This window comes from Niallia circulans (assembly GCF_003726095.1).
Taxonomy (GTDB): Bacteria; Bacillota; Bacilli; order Bacillales; family Cytobacillaceae; genus Niallia; species Niallia circulans_A.
The window spans coordinates 4,210,990-4,230,698 of sequence record NZ_CP026031.1; the positions used below are offsets into that span (position 1 = coordinate 4,210,990).

The following is a 19,709-nucleotide window of genomic DNA, read 5'->3' on the forward strand; positions in this document are numbered from 1 at the left end:
AATATATCAGCCAAAGTAGAGAGGGAATCAGCCAACCTCCGAAAATATCAGCCAAAATGGAGGTAGAATCAGCCAAACTCCAAATATATCAGCCAAAGTGGAGAGGGAATCAGCCAACCTCTGAAATATCAGCCGACCTCCAACCTCAATCTCTACCGCCCAATTCCAACCACAAAAAAGCACCACTCAATCAAAACGATTAAAGTGGTGCAATGACTCATCTGTCAATCATGAAAGTTTGTGCCGTCGGTTACTTCTTTAACAATACCAGCGCGAATAACAAAGTCTCCAAAATGTTCATTTGCCGTTCTTTCTTTCGCATAGCGCGGGAGCAGTACGCGAAGTTCTGAAAGGATTTCTTCCTCGCCAACATTTTCGCGATAGAGTTTGCTTAAGCGGCTTCCATTAAAGGCGGCGCCTAGGTACATATTGTACTTTCCAGGTCCTTTTCCAATGAAGGCGATTTCCCCTAATGCATGGCGGGCGCAGCCATTTGGACAGCCTGTCATACGGATGGTAATTTCTTCATCACGTAGCCCATTTTCGTCCACGATTTCTTCTATCTTATCGATTAAGACTGGTAAGTATCGTTCTGCTTCTGCCATCGCAAGCCCGCAGGTTGGCAGGGATACACAAGCAATAGAATTACGACGCAGTGCAGAGAAACGTTTTCCATCCATAATGCCATATTGCTCGATTAAATCAGCGATTTGCTTTTTATTGCGGCTGGAGACATTCGCAATGACTAGATTTTGATTGGCAGTTAATCGGAAATCGCCAGTATGTACTTTAGCGATTTCGCGTAAGCCTGTCATTAACGGATAATTTTCATAGTCTTTAATGCGGCCGCCTTCCACGAATAAAGTGAAGTGCCATTTTCCTTTAATGCCTTTTTCCCAGCCATAGCGGTCGCCGTTATGGTTAAAGTGAAATTCTCTCGCTTCTTGAAGTTTCCAGCCTAGGCGATTTTCTAGTTCTTCTACTACATTATCTAGACCAAGGCGATCCACGGTATATTTAAAACGAGCATTCTTTCGAACAGAGCGATTTCCATAATCGCGTTGAATCGTAATTACTTTTTCCGCCACATCAAGAATTTGCTCAGGTGTACAGAATCCAATTACTTTTGCGAGCTGTGGGTATGTTGCTTTATCTCCATGGGTCATTCCCATTCCCCCGCCGATGGCAACATTAAATCCAATTAGTTTTTCTTCTTCCGTAATGGCAATTAGCCCCAGGTCTTGGGAAAATACATCAATATCATTAGAAGGAGGAACGGCAATACCAATTTTAAATTTTCTAGGTAAATATAATTTTCCGTACATTGGCTCCACTTCTGTTTCCTCAACAGTTGGAGTGAAAGCTACCTTTTCCTTATCTAACCAGAGCTCATGATAAGCTTGTGTACGAGGTAGTAAATAATCACTTAATTTTTTGGACCATTCATACACTTCACTATGCAAAGCTGATTGATACGGATTAGGGTTGCACATCACATTTCTATTGACGTCGCCACAAGCAGCAATTGTATCAAGTAAGGATTGGTGTATATCTTGAATAGTCTGCTTCATATTCCATTTTAAAATGCCATGCATTTGGAAAGCTTGGCGTGTCGTTAATTTTAATGTATTATTTCCATACTTTTGTGCAAGATCATCCATTGTCAGCCATTGAGCCGGTGTAGCTATTCCACCCGGTGTTCGAACTCGGAGCATAAATTGGTAGGCTGGTTCTAATTTTTGCTTGGCACGTTCATTGCGTAAATCACGATCATCTTGCAGGTAACTTCCGTGGAATTTCATTAAGCGGTTATCATCGTCTGAAATACCAGCGCTTAATTCTTCCTCCATGGATTCCTTCAATGTGCCACGTAAATAATTACTTTCTTCTTTTATTCGTTCCACATCACTTGGTGGTCCATCTGGCGCTTTTAATATTTGTTTTGCCATTGTAGAAAAACTCCTTTCCTGCCAATTATTTAATAAACGTCACGCTGATAACGTTTGGTTTGAGTCATAGAAGCTATATATTCCTCAGCCTTTTCTAAAGACATTTGACCTTCTTTTTGGATAATAGTAAGGAGTGTTTGGTGAACATCATGTGCCATATGCTTTTCGTCTCCACAAACATATAGAACAGCTCCTTCTTCCAGCCATTCAAATAGCTCTTTGCTATGCTCCAGCATGCGGTGCTGCACATATACCTTTTCCGCTTTATCCCGGGAAAAAGCAATACTCATTTTTGTTAACACACCATCTTTAAGCCAATTTTGCCATTCTGTTTGATAAAGAAAGTCTGTAACAAAATGTTGGTTTCCAAAGAATAGCCATGCTTTTCCTTCGGCACCGATTTCTTCTCTTTCCTGCAGGAAGGAACGGAAGGGTGCCACTCCTGTCCCTGGACCAACCATAATAATAGGGGTATCTGGGTTATCCGGAAGTTTGAAATTTTCATTGTTTTGTATATAGATAGGCAGTTTATCACCTGGCTGAATACGTTCCGCTATTTGAACGGAGCAAACACCATTGCGATCTCGGCCGTTTGCATGGTAACGAACGGCGCCAATCGTTAAATGTGCTTCATCAGGATTTGCTTTGTAGCTGCTGGCAATCGAATAAAGGCGGGTAGGCAGTTTACGAAGCAAGGATACAAATGTTTGCACATCTGCTTCAATTGGCCCATAGTCTCGAATAAGGTCTAATAAGTCACGCCCATTTATATATGCCTTTAATTTATCTTCGTTTCCCTTAGCAAGTAAGTCTTCTAAAGCTGGATTGGTTGTTATTTTTGCAAATTTCTCTACCAATGGTTTGGTTAAAACTGTAATTTCAAAATAGGTTAATAAAGCTTCTCGAAAAGCCAGAACTTCTCCTTGTTTATTGATTGTGACACTTTCTGTTGGAGAAAAACGTAACTCTTGTATTAAAAGATCAACTAATACTGGATCATTATGGGGAAAAATTCCAAGGCTGTCACCTGGTTCATAAGAGATTCCAGAATCCTCAAGCGAAAGCTCTACATGCAATGTTTCTTTATTGGAACCACGTCCATTTAAATTAATGACCTCCAGTACCTCCGCATAATACGGATTACTGCGAGAATAACCAGAATCTTGAAGAGACGGTGGTGTTATACTTATGGACTGAGCGGTTGATTCTGATTGAAGGCTCAAGCTGCTGACGATGCCTTCGAACCATTCACTAGCTGGTTCATCATAATCAAGATCACAATCCACACGTGGATAAAGTCTTGTTCCACCCAATTCTTCTAAACGTTTATCAAATTGCTTCCCTGTTTCGCAGAAGAATTCATACGAGCTGTCACCAAGCGCTAACACAGAATATTGGAAGTTCTCCAGCTTAGGCGCTCGTTTTCCATGTAAGAATTCATGGAAAGCTATTGCAGTATCTGGTGGGTCGCCTTCTCCATGAGTACTCACAATAACAAGAAGATTTTGTATTTTTTTTAGATTATTAGGTTTAAAGTCACCCATTGACTGTACAGTGACATTAAACCCTAATTCTTTTAAACGATTGCCATGATTTTTGGCAAGGCTTTGTGCATTTCCGGTTTGGGATCCAAAAAGAATCGTAATATCTTTTGTAATTGGTTCAGCTGCCTTTTGCTCCGTTAATTCAGTATTGGAGATAGGTTCTGCTGATGCTGTGACTGCAGTGGAAGCAGATAAATACCCACTTAGCCAAATTTTCTGTGATTCAGTTAAAGTTGGTAAAAGACGGTTTAATAATTCTGTTTGTTCTTGATTAAAAGGACTATTTATTACTTGAAGCTGCAACACTTTCACCTCGCATAGATAATGGTATTCTCTTTTGTAATTTGATTAGTGTGATAATTCTTGCAATTTATTTTATAAGGAAGAGGGAGGATTGTCACTCTGTTTTTTATTAATCCTATCAGACAAATCGGATTAGGAACACAAAAGAAGCTTGTTACTAATTGAAACAAGCAGGGGATATTGTTTTTCTAAATAGATCAGTATCTAATCAGATTAATTTAAACAGGTGACGAAAGCTTGGATAGGCGTTAAGGCATCCATACATGAAAGCAGCCGCCTAGAGCATCCTCGTATGACACGTATTCTAATTGTACTTTACTGGAAATGAAAGAATTAGTAAAATACATATAATTAATGGCAACTATTAGTAATCTTAATAATTAACTATTTAATTAGCGAAAAGGAGGAGAAAAAATGCAGTATGAAGCTCTAAAAACATTTGTGACGCTTGTTGAAGTAAAGAATTTTACAAAGACAGCAGAAATGCTGTTAATGAGTCAGCCGAGTGTAAGTCTACATATTAAGAATCTTGAAAAGGAGTTTCAAACAAAGCTATTGGAACGGTCACCAAAATATTTAAAAGTAACACCAACCGGTCAAATGCTTTATGATTGCGCCATTCAAATGATACGCTTATATGACCAGACGAGACAGCATATTTTAGAGCATCATCATGCAATTAAGGGTGAATTAAAAATAGGTGCTAGTTTTACGATCGGCGAATACATTCTTCCGGCATTACTGCTTGATCTGCAAAGAGAGCATTCCGAGTTGCAAATTCAAGCTACGATTGGAAATACAGAAGAAATTGTCCAAGCGGTAAGATTATATGAAGTAGATATCGGTTTAATTGAAGGACAAACAAATGATAAGGAATTGCAGGTGGTGCCTTTTATGGAGGATGAGTTATTTATTGTTGCATCTGTTCATCATCCACTTGCGACTCAGGAAAGCATTTCGATTTCTGAACTCCATGATCAGACATGGATTACAAGAGAGCTTGGATCTGGTACAAGAGAGTACTTAGATCATGTTATTCGATCCAATGGGTTAAGAGCTGAATCCTTTTTAACTATTAGCAGTAATCAAGGCATCAAGGAAACGCTTATTAATGGCAATGGCTTATCACTTTTATCCAAAAGTGTGATCGAAAGGGATGTGAAGAATGGAAACCTAAGTATTATCCCAATCACAAATGCGCGATTTACAAGACGATTATCTTATCTCTTTGCTCCCATTATGAAGGAGAAACAAAATGTTATCACCTTTATTGAAACACTTAAAAAGACTTTTCCTTATACCGAGTAATCCAATAATGTATAACAGCAAGTAATTAACCCCATCCTAAAGGGAAATGCAGAAAAATCCTTCTTATTATCATAGAAAAAATACTTGTTTTTGTAGTATGATAACAAAGGAATTTTATTAAATTGAGGGAAAAGTGGATAATGCTTTTTCCACATAAGGAGAACTACTTGCAGATGAAGAAAAAAAATAAAACTACTCGCTTGGTTCTACTAGGACTACTTACGGCTATTATTATTATTCAAACCTTTGTTCCGATACTAGGGTATATTCCGACTCCTGTACTTAGTATAACAATCATTCAGATCACAGTTATTATTGCAGCGATTGTTTTAGGACCATTAGAGGGAGCGATTATTGGAGGAGTATGGGGCATTATCACATTTATCCGTGCTTTCACTTATCCGACAAGTGTCCTTGCCCCGATTATTTTTACCAATCCGTTAATATCTGTTTTTCCAAGAGTAATGATTGGAGTAGTGGCAGGACTGTTATTTTATAAGGTGCTGAGAGACAAAATGAATGAGACGGTAGCAATGAGTATTTCTGGTGTGATAGGATCTCTAATCAATACAATCCTTGTGCTAGGATTTGTCTATTTATTTGTAAGAGAGCCTTATGCAAACGCAATTGGTGTAAATGTGGAAGATCTCTTGCCTGCGATACTAGCTATAGTTGGTACAAATGGGGTGCCAGAGGCAATTTTATCAGGGATTTTAACACCCATCATTGCAAAGCCGTTATTAAAGATACGAAAAAAATAAGGATGGAAAAATAGCTGATTTAGTCTAGTGCTAATCAGCTATTTTTGCCAACAATAGTAATGGGACATTCACTAATACTATATTTTCTTCTATAATAAAAAGAGTATTCACCCTAAAATACTAGGAAATAGATTGTTAATCCCGACTAAACAACTCGAAAAACTTATTGACAATTATGGCAATTATGATAAAATTTAGAAAATAACGATGCCTATCAAGAGAGATGGAGGGAATTGGCCGAAGAAAAGTCTGGCAACCTGCTGAATGCAAGGTGCTAAATCCAACAAAATGGATACCCATTTTGAAAGATAGGGGAAGGAATAAATACTCAACTCTTTCCAAATGGAAGGATTTTTTAAATCGTAAATGCATTTCACTTGCGATGGTCGAGCATTCCTTTGATAGGCGTTTTCGATTCAAAAATATGTCTGGCGTAAACGCTATTCAAATGGTTTAGTAAGATTTCACCTTTTTTAAGGAGGGATTTGTTGGTGGGGGAAACAAATCAGCTGGACAAAGTGAAAATTCAATTAGAGCAAATTCTAAACACAATGAAATTTGGATCGGTCACATTAGTCGTACAGGATGGAAAAATTATTCAAATCGAAAAAAATGAAAAGATACGCTTAGGGAAATAACAGGAGTTTCCTATTTAGGGCGTTTAATAAAGAAGCTGACTAGACAAACTAGAGGCAACTTTAACTGAGAAAGTGGGTTAAAGCTGCCTCTTTTTATATTTTGGGCACATAATCCACGAACAAAATACTATGATGAAATTGGAGGATTTTTAATGAGTCAGTTATTAACCTATGAAACTATTGATACGTATCCTCCTGTGGACTTTTCAAGCGAAACGGAAACAAAGGGAGCTTTAGAGGTTTTAAAGTGGGCTTATGATACGTACCGAGAGGATATTGTCTATGCTTGCAGTTTTGGAATTGAAGGAATTGTTCTTATCGATTTAATTTCAAAGATAAAAAAGGATGCTCGTATTGTTTTTTTAGATACAGATGTACATTTTGATGAAACCTATGAATTAATTGAGAAGGTGAAACAGCGGTATCCAGATTTGCAAATTGAAATGAAAAAACCAGCCATTACGTTAGAAGAACAGGCTGCACAATATGGAGAAGAACTTTGGTTATCTAATCCAAATAAATGCTGTGAGATTCGCAAGGTTGTTCCTTTACATGAAGTGCTGTCTGAACCGATTGCTTGGATTTCAGGACTTCGCAGAGAACAGTCAGAAACAAGAAAAAACACGCAATATCTAAATAAGGATAATAAATTTAAATCCATAAAGGTTTGTCCACTGATTCATTGGACATGGAAAGATGTTTGGAGATATGCCCATAAGAACTCTTTGGACTACAATATTCTTCACGATAAGGGGTATCCGAGCATTGGCTGCAGAACATGTACCCAGCCTGCTATTAATATGGATGATTTACGTTCTGGTAGATGGACGGGAAAAGGAAAAACAGAATGCGGGCTACACTTACAATAATGAGTAGAGGTACAAAGAGATGATCATTATTTTAGCAGGTATTATGTCATTGTTTTTTGCAATGAACATTGGCGCAAGTGGTGCAGCAGCAAGCCTTGGTGTTGCCTATGGATCAGGCGCCATACCAAAAAAGAGAGTTGCTCTGCTTATATGTGCGGTAGCGATTTTTCTAGGAGCGGTAATTGGCGGGAGTGAAGTAGTAAAAACAGTTGGGGAAGGATTAATTCCGAGTAGTATCCTTGATGCTAAAATTGTCTTAATCATTTTATCATCAGCTGCACTCTCTCTATTTATAGCTAATATAATGGGGATTCCATTATCAACAAGTGAAATTACAGTTGGCAGTGTAGTAGGAGTAGGTGTGGCTTTTAAAAGCTTATATATTGCGAATATATTATGGATTGTCTTCTTTTGGCTTCTTGTTCCAATCGTGTCTTTTTTCATCGCGCTAGGGCTGGGAAATATGTAAGAAAGCTTGAGAATCAAAATGAATGGATTCGCAATCCAAGTAATGAAAAATACTTATCTATTTTTGTTATTATCGTGGGGTGCTTTGAAGCATTCTCTGCGGGAATGAATAATGTTGCAAACTCTATTGGACCATTAGTTGGCGCTGACATGATATCCATGCAAACAGGAGTAGTAGTGGGTGGATTTTTTATTGCAATCGGCGCTTTTCTGCTAGGGGGAAGAGTCTTGCAGACAAATGGAAAGAAAATTGTCCAATTCACGAAGCTGGAAGGAGGACTAATTTCTGGCACGGGCGCGACATTAGTGACAATAGCTTCTATATTTGGAATACCAGTTCCGTTAACGCAAGTAACTAGCTCTGCCATTATCGGAATAGGTGTCTCGAAGAATGGATATGAGATTCTGAAGAAGAAACTAGTGTTAAGAATTTTTAAGGTATGGATTGTTTCGCCAGTCCTATCATTAGTTATTTCTTACGGTTTAGTTCAATTATTTATTGAAGCAGATATCTATAATGTACTTATTATTCTTAGTGTATGTATTGCTACACTTGGAATTATAAGCCTAATGAAAACGATTCGTGAAGATAACAGTACTATTTATGAAGATGGTGGCGGAATTTAACGGAAATCATTTATAAGAAAAAGTCCGAAAAAAGAAAGGTGTGCTAAAAAATGTCATTAAGTCAACCACATGGTGGAAAATTAATTAATTTATACGATCCTAATTATGATATCTCTGAACTAAAGGTGGAGGTAGAAATTGATACTATTGCACTTAGTGATTTAGAACTGATTGGAAATGGAGCATATAGCCCGCTTACAGGATTTTTATCCCAAAAAGATTATGAAGCAGTGGTAGAGAATATGCGCTTAGCAACAGGTGAGGTTTGGAGCATACCTATTACATTGCCCATTTCAAAGGAACAATCAGATACCATTGAACTTCAGGATACGGTAAAACTAGTCCATCAAAGTGAAGTATATGGTGTGCTGACAGTAGAGGATATTTATATTCCAGATAAAAGTAAAGAGGCTGTTTCTGTTTACCGTACAGATGATTTAGCACATCCAGGTGTAAAGAAAATGTTTGATCGCGGAAATATATATATTGGCGGCCCGATTAAACTCATAAAGAAAGTAGAGAAAACGGATTTTAGTAATTTTTACTTAGATCCGGCAGAAACGAGAGAAATATTTGCAGAAAAGGGATGGAAGACAGTAGTCGGATTCCAAACAAGAAATCCTGTTCATCGTGCACATGAATATATTCAAAAGTCAGCACTCGAAATTGTTGATGGTCTATTCTTAAATCCATTAGTAGGTGAAACGAAGGCGGATGATATTCCAGCAGATGTTCGGATGGAAAGCTACCAAGTGCTATTGAAAAATTACTATCCAAAAGAGCGTGTATTCCTAGCTGTATTCCCTGCTGCTATGCGTTATGCAGGACCAAGAGAAGCAATATTCCATGCGATGGTGAGAAAGAATTATGGCTGTACCCACTTTATCGTCGGTCGTGATCATGCTGGGGTAGGGAGCTACTATGGTACCTATGATGCTCAAAGAATTTTTGACCAATTTACACAAGAAGAGCTAGGTATTAATCTATTATTCTTTGAACATAGTTTCTATTGTAAGAAATGTGAGAACATGGCTTCTACAAAAACTTGTCCACATGGCAAGGAACATCATGAAATTTTATCTGGGACGAAGGTTCGCGAGCTTTTAAGAAATGGAGAGATTCCACCAAGTACATTTAGTCGTAAAGAAGTAGTGGAAGTGTTAATAAAAGGATTGCAAAAACAAGAAATCCATTCTTAAAGGAGAGAGAACTTTTGAGCCAAAGTACAAATATTACATGGCATGACCATGCAGTAACAAAGAAGGATAGAAGAGAAAAAAATAAGCATCATAGCTATGTTTTATGGTTTACAGGGTTATCTGGTTCGGGAAAATCAACGGTTGCAAATGCTGTTGCAAAAAGATTATATGAAGACCAGACAAATAGCTATGTCTTAGATGGAGATAATATACGTTTTGGAATTAATAAAGATTTGGGTTTTTCAGATGAGGACCGCAAAGAAAACATTAGAAGAATTGGCGAGGTCAGCAAGCTATTTGTTGATAGTGGGCAAGTCGTTCTAACTGCCTTCATTTCTCCGTTTCGCGAAGACCGTGATCGAGTAAGAGCTTTATTAGAAGAAAACGAGTTTGTGGAAATATATATAAAGTGTTCCATAGAGGCTTGTGAAGCAAGGGATCCGAAAGGTTTATATGAGAAAGCAAGAAAAGGAATCATAAAGGACTTTACAGGTATTAGTTCCCCGTATGAGGAGCCGCTTCAGCCAGAATTAATCGTGGATACAGAAAAACATTCTATTGAAGAATGTGTAGAACAAATCGTACAATATTTAAAAGAAAAAGAATATTATATCTCTTAATATAGGGAAAGGGAAAAACTGAGCATGGTCCTTGCAAAACCATCCGTTCATCGTTGATTCCTTTCCCCACTTTTTAATGGATCCGAAAAGAAGGAACAACAAGAAGGGTGGATAAAATGGGGAGAGTATATCTAGTTGGTGCAGGGCCAGGAGATCCGGACTTAATAACGGTAAAAGGATTAAAATGCATCAAAAATGCCGATGTAATTTTATATGATCGTTTAGTGAATCGTGAGTTATTAGAATATGCGAAACCGAAGGCTGAACTGATTTATTGCGGCAAACTTCCGCATCATCATGCCATGAAACAGGAATTGATCAATCAAACCTTAGTGAAACATGCGAAAAAAGGGAAAATTGTCACAAGGCTAAAAGGTGGTGATCCCTTTGTATTTGGAAGGGGCGGGGAAGAAGCAGAGGAGTTAGCTAAGAATCAAATCCCCTTTGAAATAGTACCAGGAATTACTGCAGGCATTGCCGCTCCAAGTTATGCCGGTATCCCAGTAACCCACCGCAATTATGGCTCTTCTTTTGCCTTTGTAACAGGTCATATAAAAAATGGCGAGGAAGACCATATTAAATGGGAAGCACTTTCTCAAATTGATACACTTGCCATCTATATGGGAGTGAAAAATCTACCATATATTCAGTCGAAGCTTTTGTCCTTTGGAAAAAAAGGTACAATACCAGTTGCGCTCATCAATTGGGGAACAACCTTTAAACAAAAGACAATTATTACTGATCTTAACCATGTAATAGAGGATGCTGAAAAAGGAGAAATTGAAAATCCTTGTATGATTGTGATTGGCGAAGTAGTCAGAATGAGAGAGAAAATTAAATGGTTTGAGGAAAGTTTCGGTGAAACCATTCCGAAAGAGGTTGTTTGATAATGGAAGCAGTATTATATATATGTCATGGAAGCAGGGTAAAGGAAGCAAGCGATCAGGCTATCTCCTTTATTGAAAAGTGTATGAAGATAAATGGTTTCAAAGGCATACAAGAATATTCTTTCTTAGAATTGGCTGATCCCTCCATTGAAGAAGGTTTTCGAAAATGTGTAGAAAAAGGTGCTTCCACCATTAATATCATACCCGTTTTGCTTCTTACAGCAGCCCATGCCAAAAAAGATATTCCAGAAGTATTAGAAAAGCTTTCGCTGAAATATCCGCATGTCCAGATGAAATATGGCAAACCGATTGGAGTTCATCCTCAAATGGTTAAAATTGTTGCAGACAAAATTCGGAGCGCTTCTCTTTATAAAGAAAGTAATGAAACAATGCTTGTTATGCTTGTGGGAAGAGGAAGCAGTGATCCAGATGTAAAACGTGATTTAGGTAAAATAGCAGCTTTACTTGAACAACAAGTGGAACAAATCGTTGTACAGGATTGTTATTTAACTGCTGCACAACCAAGCTTTGAAGAAGCACTGCAAATGGCAGATCATTCTTCCTATCGCCATGTGTTGGTAATTCCCTATCTTCTTTTTACGGGAATTTTGATGAAGTCAATGGAAAAAACTATTAATAAAATAAAAAGTAACCATAAAGAATACGAACTCGCTCCTTATTTGGGTTATGACCCATTAATAGCTGGAATATTAAAAGAAAGAATAGACGAAATGATGGTAGGGAATGAATATGCTTTCATTACTAGTTGATATAAAAGATAAACATTGTGTAGTAGTTGGAGGAGGCAAGATTGCCTATCGAAAGGTGTTGATGCTTCTAGATGAAGAAGCTAGTGTAACGGTGATTAGTCCCGAAGTTTGTACGGAAATAGAAGAACTTTCAGAGGACAGGAAAATCAGGCTGCTGCGACGAACAGGGAAAGAGGAAGATTTCGCCCATGCCTTTTTAACTATTACAGCAACCAATGATTCACAAGAAAATCATCGTATCGCTAAACAAATTAAATCGTTTTGCTTAGTGAATGATGCTTCTTCTTTTGAAGAAGGAAACTGTCAGATTCCAGCTAGCTTTAAAAAGGGGCGTCTTCACTTAAGTGTTTCCACTAATGGCGCAAGCCCGAAACTGGCAAAAAAGCTGAAAGAGGAATGGCAGCAAAAGTATGATGATAATTATATTGCGTATATTGATTTTTTATATGAAGTTCGGACTCTTATCAAACAAAGATCGCTTTCTGCTGATGTGTCTAATGCTATTTTAACGGAAATATTGGATGATGCATATAAAGCTTCAGCTAGTTTACGCCATAATTATTATGAAAAGCTCCTAAACCTATAAGCTTATATCAGGTTTAGGGGTTTTCATTATGTCCTAAATAAGGGGAATCCACTGTATACCAATAATAACTTAAATAAAAGAGTTTTTTACGCTCTGGACATGTTAGTTCCCCTCCCGGCTGCTCCTAGTTTTATCCAATTATCATATTGTATCATTTCCATATTTAACATATAATTTTTGTAGAATAGAATTATTTTTATAACGTAAAAGTCATCTTTGTTTATAAATATTCATGCTTGTTTATCAAAAATAATCTTCCGAGTTTCCTTATTTTATGCTTTTAAACTGGTAGATTGATAGGAGGATACATGAGATTTAGTACAAAGCTTTATGTTGGTTTAGGCATTATTTTTGTGTTCATTACGATTTTAATTATTGTACTTATGAGTATGCTTCGACAGCAAAATGACAAAATGCATGTTCTTGCACATGATAAAACAGAGAGAATTAATGCAGCCTATACGTTAAAGAATGAAGTAACTAACTTAAGTAGACAAATATATGAATTATCCTCACAATCCTCTAAAACACTCAATGAAATAACAATGAGACAAATGGAAGAAACAAGAAAAGAAATAAACAAAGCGTATAATTTCTTAACCGAGAATGATAAAAGGGATGAAACGCAGGATTTATTAATAAAATTTTCGACATTATATCAACCCTTTGAAGAAAAGGGCCAACAAATAGTAGAAGCCAAAAATAAAAAAATGAATACCAATTTTTGGGCAAGAGAAAGTGATGAAAAAAATAGATTATTACAAATCGCGAGTTCGCTTTATAGTGCCCAGATTAAAGAGATGCAAGAAGAACTAGAAGATTCAAAAAAAACATATGATATTGTCGTATTAATGACTTATGCCTATATTATAGTCGGAGTAATATGCAGCATTACATTGGCCATTTATTTAATAAGGGGATTAACGAAAAATCTACATAAAGTTACGACAGTGATGTCCGGTGTTTCCTTTAAAAGAGGAATAAAGTTTCCAAGGCTGGAGATTAATTCGAAGGATGAAATAGGAGAAATTGCTCGTGCCTTTAATGAAATGGTAACAACTTTGGAAAAGTATTCTCGAGATGAAATTGAAAGCCGTGCCCAGGCAGAAGAGCAAAGTTGGCTTGACTCACGATTGGCAGAAATAACAACTAGTTTTTCAATGGTAGAAACGATGGAATCTCTTGCTGATTACTTTATTAGTCAAATAACTCCTGCTGTAGGTGCACAATATGGTGTTTTTTATCTGTTAAGCGAGAAGGGTAATGCCCGCTGCCTCAAGGAAATAGCAAATTATGCTTTTGATAATGAAGACAGACAATCTATCATTCAGCTTGGTGAAGGTTTAGTGGGACAAGCTGCAAAGGAGAATAAAAGCATCAGTCTTATTGATATTCCCAATGGATACATAAAGATTAAATCTGGTTCAGGAGAGGCAGAACCAAAGCAGGTGCTTATTCAGCCCATTTCCTATGAAGGAGAAGTATTAGCGATTGTAGAATTAGCCTCTTTGCAATATTTCCGACCGGTGCAGCAAAGTTTACTTAAAGAAGTGGGAGAATACTTAGGTATATCTATTCATGGTATTTTTAATCGACTAGAAGTAAAGAGATTGCTAGAGGATGAGCAGCGTTTGACGGAGGAGCTGCAAAGCCAATCGGAGGAACTACAAGCTCAACAGCAGGAATTAATGGCTATTAATGAAGAATTACAGGCACAATACAGAGTGTCAGAAGAAAAGAATGCAGAGCTAGAAAAGATAGGAAAGAAATTAGAGGAAAAGGCTCAGCAGTTAATCTATAACTCTCAGTATAAATCGGAGTTTTTGGCGAATATGTCTCATGAGCTTAGAACGCCTTTAAATAGTATGCTAATCCTGTCGCAAATGCTCGTTGAAAAGGAAAATGAGAATTTAACTACAAAACAAATCCAGTATTTGCAGACTATCTATTACTCTGGTAATGAATTACTAAGATTAATAAACGAGATATTAGATTTGGAGAAGATTGAGACTGGGATGATGGAAATAATAGAGGAACCAGTAAAAATGGAAGGGATACAAAACTGCTTGAAAAGCCAGTTTTCTCCTATCGCTAATCAAAAGAAACTTGATTTTTGTGTGAAAATTGATAAAGAGGTGCCTGCTTTTATAGAGACAGACACACATCGTTTAAATCAAGTATTAAAAAATTTATTGTCCAATGCTTTTAAATTCACAGAAAAGGGAAGTGTGGAGCTGATTATTCGGATGGAGGAGACAGCCAAGTCCAGATTTGCCATCGCGGATGAATCTATCGTATCCTTCACTGTGAAGGATACAGGGATTGGGATTCCTAAGGATAAAATGAATATTATATTTGAACCATTTAAGCAAGCAGATGGAACCATCAGCAGAAAATATGGGGGAACGGGTCTTGGGTTATCTATCTGTAAAGAGATTTCCCGCTTACTTGGGGGAGAATTGGTAGCAACAAGTATCGAAGGAATGGGTAGTTCATTTTCTCTCTATTTGCCTGTAAAGCGCCAAAAGCAAAAAGGAGCTGTCGAACAATCACCTATTGAAGAAAGTTATCGACAAATTGCAGTAACAAATAATGAGTTAATCGATACTACGGAACTAAATAAGAGTGCTAATTTAATAGGGAAGAAAGTTCTAATTATAGATGATGATATACGGAATATTTTTTCCATCCATGCAGCATTGGAAGAGTACAATATTGAAATTCTTTATGCAGAGAATGCGAAGGATGGGATTAGCCTTCTAGAGGAAAACGTGGATATTGATCTTGTGTTGATGGATATTATGATGCCAGAAATGAGTGGTTTAGAGGCTATTTCCATCATACGGAAAAAAGATAAATTTAAAACGCTGCCAATTATCGCCTTAACAGCAAAGGCGATGAAACATAATCGAGAACAGTGCATGGAAGCTGGAGCATCTGATTATATTAGTAAACCAGTAAATTTAGAGCAATTATATTCGCTTATTCAAGTATGGCTTTATAAAGAATAATAAAGCGATACTAGTATCTGGGTAACATTGGTAAATGGCTTGTTAATAGATAGGAGGCTTTATAAATTTATGCAGTATTCAGCTCAATCTATAGAACAAAAGAAAAATCTATCTTCTTCCGTATCAGAACCAATCTATATTTTAATGGTAGATGATTTACAAGAAAATCTGATGGCCTTAGAAGCAGTATTAAATTCTCCTCGGTATCATTTGGTTTTTGCTAAATCCGGTGAAGAAGCTTTAAAATGCATTTTGAAATATGACTTTGCCGTAATTCTACTCGATGTTCAAATGCCAGGCTTAAATGGGTTTGAAACAGCAAAATTAATAAAAGAACGAAAAAAATCACGACATATTCCCATTATTTTTATTACTGCCATCAGTCAAGATATTCATCATATTACACAAGGCTATCAAGCAGGGGCGATTGATTATATTGTTAAACCATTTAATCCAGATGCACTAAGAAGTAAAGTGGCCCAGTTTGTGCAAATTTTTGAAAGTCATACGACAAGCCTCCACGAAATGAATTGGCAAACAACGTCAGAATTGGAGAAAATGAATAAGGAATTAAGAATAACGAAAATGGATTTAACCAAAAATGCCGTCTTCTCTTCGGTGTTACAGAAGGCGTTACAAGACACAATTGTTACCTTTGACGAAGAAGGAATAATAATTAGTGTCAACCCAAGTGTGAAAAGAATGTTTGGCTATGTAGAAGGAGAGCTTATAGGAGCTTCGATTGAAGTACTCTTACATTCTGCTGAGTCAGAAATATCTGGAGAAACACCTATTACATTTGAGATGATGGTTCCTAAGTTAGTCGGAAGAATGATAGAAGCGAAGGCGAAGCGGAAGAATCATACTGTATTTCCAGTGGATATTTACATTGGAGATGCAATGGTAGAGGATTATCAGTTATTTGTTTGTACGATTCGTGATATTTCTGAAAGAAAAGAAGTGGAATTATTAAGAAAGCAGCAACTTGATCGCTTAGAGCATGCTGTTGAAGAAAGAACGCTGGAGTTATTATCCATGAATCATCAACTACATAGGGAAAGAGAAGAAAAATCTAAGGTAACAGATGATTTAATGCTTTCAGAAGGACGCTTTCGACAAATATTTGAGGCGAGTCCATGTATGATGGCAATCCGCACATTACAAAATCCTAGTTTTATTGCTGTAAATAATAACTGGGTAACAAGCACGGGTTATACAATCGAGGAATTGAAGGATGATAGTTATCAATGGGAAATAGCGAAAGAAATTAATGGAATAGAAGAGAGTTTCCAGGAAGAAGAATGGCTCACTCCTTTTAAAAATCAAAGAGTCAATTTCATGCTGAAAAATGGAGAGCAGAAACAAGGATTACTATCCACTGAAATTATAACGATCGAAAAGAAGAATTGTGTGTTAATTGTATTAAATGACATAACAGAACGATTAGCATTTGAAAAAGAAATGGCTAGACTTGATCAATTAAATCTAGTTGGCGAAATGGCAGCTGGAATTGCCCATGAAATTCGTAATCCGATGACAACCGTTCATGGATTCCTACAAATTGGAAAATCAAATCCCTCTAACCTATCACTAGAGCATATGGAACTCATGATTGACGAGTTAGATCGAGCGAATAAAATCATCAAAGAATTTCTAACATTAGCTAAAAATAAGACGAGCGATAAACGATTATATTCGTTAAATAGAATTATTGAAATTATTTTTCCTTTAATTAATGCAGAAGCTTTATTGACAGGTAAGAAGGTGAACCTTCAATTAGAGGAATGTCCAGAACTATTTTTGGATGAGAAAGAGATAAGGCAGCTTTTATTAAACCTTGCTCTAAACGGTTTAGAGGCTATGGAGCCAGACGGAATTCTCACGATAAAAACATTCTGTAAAGGAAAGTATATTGTGTTGGAAATTATTGATAGCGGCAATGGAATCGATGAAGAAATATTAAAAAAGCTAGGAACCCCCTTCTTTACAACAAAGGATAATGGGACAGGGCTAGGACTGGCTGTTTGTTATCGAATTGCTGAGCGTCATATGGCAAGAATAAAAGTGCATACAAGTGAGAGTGGTACAAAATTCTCCGTGTGTTTTGAGATAGAGGAAGGAAAATAGAGATTGCTGAGCTAGCAGTTCTTCTATTTTTCTTTTTTTATGACAAAAAAAATCAATATAAGAGGGTTTTTCTAAAGGAAAATCGAATGAAGAGGAGAAAATAATATGTGGAGGGGTTAGAAATGGTACCACAAAGAGTTTCATTGCTTACATTAGGAGCATTACGGTTACCAGAATTGCGAAGGTTTTACCAGCGGATTGGCTGGCTGGAAAAGGAATCAAGCTCTGATCAATATGCTATTTTTAAGACAGCTGGTGTTTTGCTAACATTGTTTCCGTTAGAGGAATTAGCGAAGGACGCAGGAGTAGAACTGCAAAATCCCATGGAGGGTTATCGAGGGGTTACCTTTGCTATTAATGTAAATACCCCTGAGGATGTAGACGCAGTAATGGAAAAAGTCAAAGAGGCAGGCGGAATGATTATAAGAGAAGCAAGCGATGCCTTTTGGGGCGGAAGAACAGCTTATTTTGCCGATCCTGAAAACAATCTCTGGGAAGTTGCTTGGAATCCTGATTCTGTATTTGATGAAAGAGGAGTAATGATTGATTTTTAAAAAGGAAATGGCGTTTTAAAATAAAGACTGATTATTTAAAGCAAAGTTTGATTAAAAGACATTTAATATTTAAAGGTAAATTAGGATAGAGTTTTTTCAGTAAATGTAGGTAATTAAGAGAATCTATAATTATTTGATTATGTTAACTGGTTTATTATAGTTATGGAAGAAACGGGCAGTTTAGTTCAAGATGATATAATAAATAAATCTGATTTATCTTAAGGAGATTTAAAGTTTTGGATGCAAAATGTATTAGATTCTACGAATTCGGTAACCCAAAAGATGTGTTAACAGTTGAATATAAAAACATAGAACCACCAAAAGATAATGAAATCCTTGTTCGAATGTTAGCACGTCCAATAAATCCTTCCGACTTAATACCGATTAGAGGGTCATATTCTCATCGGATTTCTTTACCAAATATTCCTGGTTATGAAGGAGTTGGAATAGTAGAAGATGTTGGTTCTTTGGTTTCACACAATTTCATTGGTAAACGTGTTTTACCTTTACGTGGGGAAGGAACTTGGCAAGAATTTGTTAAGACACCATCAGAACTTGCAGTTTCTATACCGGATTCTATTGATGACTTTACGGCGTCGCAGATGTATATCAATCCAATTACAGCGTGGGTGACTTGTAATGAAGTCTTGAAACTAAAAGCAAATGATGTTTTATTGGTTAATGCAGGTGGTTCTTCGATTGGTCACATCTTTGCTCAATTATCGAAGATATTAGGTTTTCGATTAATTGCAGTCACTAGAAATGATAAATATAAAGAAGACTTACTTCATCTTGGTGCTTCCTATGTAATAGACACCTCTAATGTTTCACTCTACGAAACAGTTATGGAATTAACAAATGGAATTGGTGCGGATGCTGCTATTGACTCTGTAGGAGGTTCACCTGGAAACGATTTGGCTTTTTGTGTGCGTCCTAATGGCAATTTTTTAACCATCGGTCTTTTATCAGGGATACAAGTAAACTGGGCGGATATTGTAAATAAAGCCAAAGTTAATGCTAATATGTTTCATTTACGGAATTGGAATAAAAATGTCCCCGTAAATAAATGGCAAGAAACCTTTAGTCATTTGATAAGGCTAATAGATGAGCAGAAATTACGTTTGATGATGGTAGATTCTAGGTATGACTTGCTGAATATAAAAACGGCTATTGATGTTGTTGAATCTTCTAAAGAGACTAAAGGGAAAGTGTTTTTAACAAGCTACTAAGTTTATTCTTGTTCTACTAACGGGGGCTTAAGTTGAAGAATATCATCCTCATTTATTGTAAATTATAGTGACTTGAGAAATGCTGATTTTTAGGGTGGTTTCAATGTCTGATTGGAAAAACAACCACTTATTTAACACAATTTGTTTTTTTGCCTTCTGTAATTCACCTCCATTTACAATTGGAATATATCTTTTCTACAAACTCATTAATGTTTTTAGTAATCAGGATAAAAAAGGTAATGAAGCTAACCAATAAGAT

At 36.7% G+C, this 19,709-nt stretch carries 15 protein-coding genes, 1 pseudogene and 1 riboswitch; of the genes and pseudogenes, 14 read left to right on the forward strand and 2 right to left on the reverse strand.

Annotated features, from left to right (window positions below):
- Positions 1-224: 224 nt before the first annotated feature.
- The gene (gene cysI, locus C2I06_RS20275) at positions 225-1,949 is read right to left on the reverse strand and encodes an assimilatory sulfite reductase (NADPH) hemoprotein subunit (RefSeq protein ID WP_123258738.1); all 1,725 of its coding nucleotides are present in this window, start codon (positions 1,947-1,949) and stop codon (positions 225-227) included.
- Between the two features lie 29 nt (positions 1,950-1,978).
- The gene (locus C2I06_RS20280; protein WP_123258739.1) at positions 1,979-3,796 is read right to left on the reverse strand and encodes an assimilatory sulfite reductase (NADPH) flavoprotein subunit; all 1,818 of its coding nucleotides are present in this window, start codon (positions 3,794-3,796) and stop codon (positions 1,979-1,981) included.
- Between the two features lie 414 nt (positions 3,797-4,210).
- Between C2I06_RS20280 and C2I06_RS20285 the strand changes: the two genes are divergently transcribed.
- The 14 genes and pseudogenes from C2I06_RS20285 (at position 4,211) to C2I06_RS20350 (ending at position 19,450) form a co-directional block, all read left to right on the forward strand.
- A complete protein-coding gene (locus C2I06_RS20285; RefSeq protein ID WP_095331255.1) occupies positions 4,211-5,104 on the forward strand; it encodes a LysR family transcriptional regulator in 894 nt (297 codons plus the stop codon).
- 173 nt (positions 5,105-5,277) lie between these two features.
- Positions 5,278-5,865, forward strand: coding sequence for an ECF transporter S component (locus tag C2I06_RS20290; protein ID WP_095331253.1), 588 nt, complete (start codon positions 5,278-5,280; stop codon positions 5,863-5,865).
- 208 nt (positions 5,866-6,073) lie between these two features.
- A riboswitch (SAM riboswitch) is annotated at positions 6,074-6,180 on the forward strand.
- Between the two features lie 194 nt (positions 6,181-6,374).
- Positions 6,375-6,503: a YezD family protein gene (locus tag C2I06_RS20295; protein ID WP_235973290.1), complete on the forward strand. Its 129-nt coding sequence runs from the start codon at positions 6,375-6,377 to the stop codon at positions 6,501-6,503.
- Positions 6,504-6,655: 152 nt separating this feature from the next.
- Positions 6,656-7,372, forward strand: a complete 717-nt coding sequence (locus tag C2I06_RS20300; protein WP_095331251.1) for a phosphoadenylyl-sulfate reductase — start codon at positions 6,656-6,658, stop codon at positions 7,370-7,372.
- 19 nt (positions 7,373-7,391) lie between these two features.
- A pseudogene (locus C2I06_RS20305) lies at positions 7,392-8,467 on the forward strand (inorganic phosphate transporter).
- 50 nt (positions 8,468-8,517) lie between these two features.
- Complete coding sequence (gene sat, locus C2I06_RS20310) at positions 8,518-9,666, forward strand: sulfate adenylyltransferase (RefSeq protein WP_123258740.1); 1,149 nt, start codon at positions 8,518-8,520, stop codon at positions 9,664-9,666.
- A gap of 14 nt (positions 9,667-9,680) precedes the next feature.
- The gene (gene cysC / locus C2I06_RS20315) at positions 9,681-10,286 is read left to right on the forward strand and encodes an adenylyl-sulfate kinase (RefSeq protein ID WP_095331245.1); all 606 of its coding nucleotides are present in this window, start codon (positions 9,681-9,683) and stop codon (positions 10,284-10,286) included.
- A 116-nt stretch (positions 10,287-10,402) separates the two neighbouring features.
- Positions 10,403-11,173: a uroporphyrinogen-III C-methyltransferase gene (cobA, locus tag C2I06_RS20320; protein ID WP_123258741.1), complete on the forward strand. Its 771-nt coding sequence runs from the start codon at positions 10,403-10,405 to the stop codon at positions 11,171-11,173.
- Between the two features lie 2 nt (positions 11,174-11,175).
- The gene (locus tag C2I06_RS20325) at positions 11,176-11,943 is read left to right on the forward strand and encodes a sirohydrochlorin chelatase (protein WP_095331241.1); all 768 of its coding nucleotides are present in this window, start codon (positions 11,176-11,178) and stop codon (positions 11,941-11,943) included.
- Complete coding sequence (locus C2I06_RS20330) at positions 11,924-12,529, forward strand: NAD(P)-dependent oxidoreductase (RefSeq protein WP_163185752.1); 606 nt, start codon at positions 11,924-11,926, stop codon at positions 12,527-12,529. The genes C2I06_RS20325 and C2I06_RS20330 overlap by 20 nt, the downstream gene beginning before the upstream one ends.
- A gap of 308 nt (positions 12,530-12,837) precedes the next feature.
- Positions 12,838-15,540, forward strand: coding sequence for a response regulator (locus C2I06_RS20335; RefSeq protein WP_095331237.1), 2,703 nt, complete (start codon positions 12,838-12,840; stop codon positions 15,538-15,540).
- A gap of 69 nt (positions 15,541-15,609) precedes the next feature.
- A complete protein-coding gene (locus C2I06_RS20340; protein ID WP_123258743.1) occupies positions 15,610-17,667 on the forward strand; it encodes a PAS domain S-box protein in 2,058 nt (685 codons plus the stop codon).
- Positions 17,668-17,789: 122 nt separating this feature from the next.
- Entirely contained in the window at positions 17,790-18,221 is a 432-nt protein-coding gene (locus tag C2I06_RS20345) for a VOC family protein (RefSeq protein ID WP_123259192.1), read from the forward strand.
- 236 nt (positions 18,222-18,457) lie between these two features.
- Positions 18,458-19,450 (forward strand): zinc-dependent alcohol dehydrogenase family protein, encoded by a 993-nt coding sequence (locus C2I06_RS20350; RefSeq protein ID WP_123258744.1) that lies wholly within the window; start codon positions 18,458-18,460, stop codon positions 19,448-19,450.
- Positions 19,451-19,709 lie beyond the last annotated feature (259 nt).

Coding starts and splice junctions, on each gene's coding strand:
- cysI (WP_123258738.1), bottom strand. CDS start 1,949: ATGGCAAAACAAATATTAAAAGCGCCAGATGGACCACCAAGTGATGTG.
- C2I06_RS20285 (WP_095331255.1), top strand. CDS start 4,211: ATGCAGTATGAAGCTCTAAAAACATTTGTGACGCTTGTTGAAGTAAAG.
- C2I06_RS20290 (WP_095331253.1), top strand. CDS start 5,278: ATGAAGAAAAAAAATAAAACTACTCGCTTGGTTCTACTAGGACTACTT.
- C2I06_RS20300 (WP_095331251.1), top strand. CDS start 6,656: ATGAGTCAGTTATTAACCTATGAAACTATTGATACGTATCCTCCTGTG.
- sat (WP_123258740.1), top strand. CDS start 8,518: ATGTCATTAAGTCAACCACATGGTGGAAAATTAATTAATTTATACGAT.
- cobA (WP_123258741.1), top strand. CDS start 10,403: ATGGGGAGAGTATATCTAGTTGGTGCAGGGCCAGGAGATCCGGACTTA.
- C2I06_RS20325 (WP_095331241.1), top strand. CDS start 11,176: ATGGAAGCAGTATTATATATATGTCATGGAAGCAGGGTAAAGGAAGCA.
- C2I06_RS20330 (WP_163185752.1), top strand. CDS start 11,924: ATGCTTTCATTACTAGTTGATATAAAAGATAAACATTGTGTAGTAGTT.
- C2I06_RS20335 (WP_095331237.1), top strand. CDS start 12,838: ATGAGATTTAGTACAAAGCTTTATGTTGGTTTAGGCATTATTTTTGTG.
- C2I06_RS20340 (WP_123258743.1), top strand. CDS start 15,610: ATGCAGTATTCAGCTCAATCTATAGAACAAAAGAAAAATCTATCTTCT.
- C2I06_RS20345 (WP_123259192.1), top strand. CDS start 17,790: ATGGTACCACAAAGAGTTTCATTGCTTACATTAGGAGCATTACGGTTA.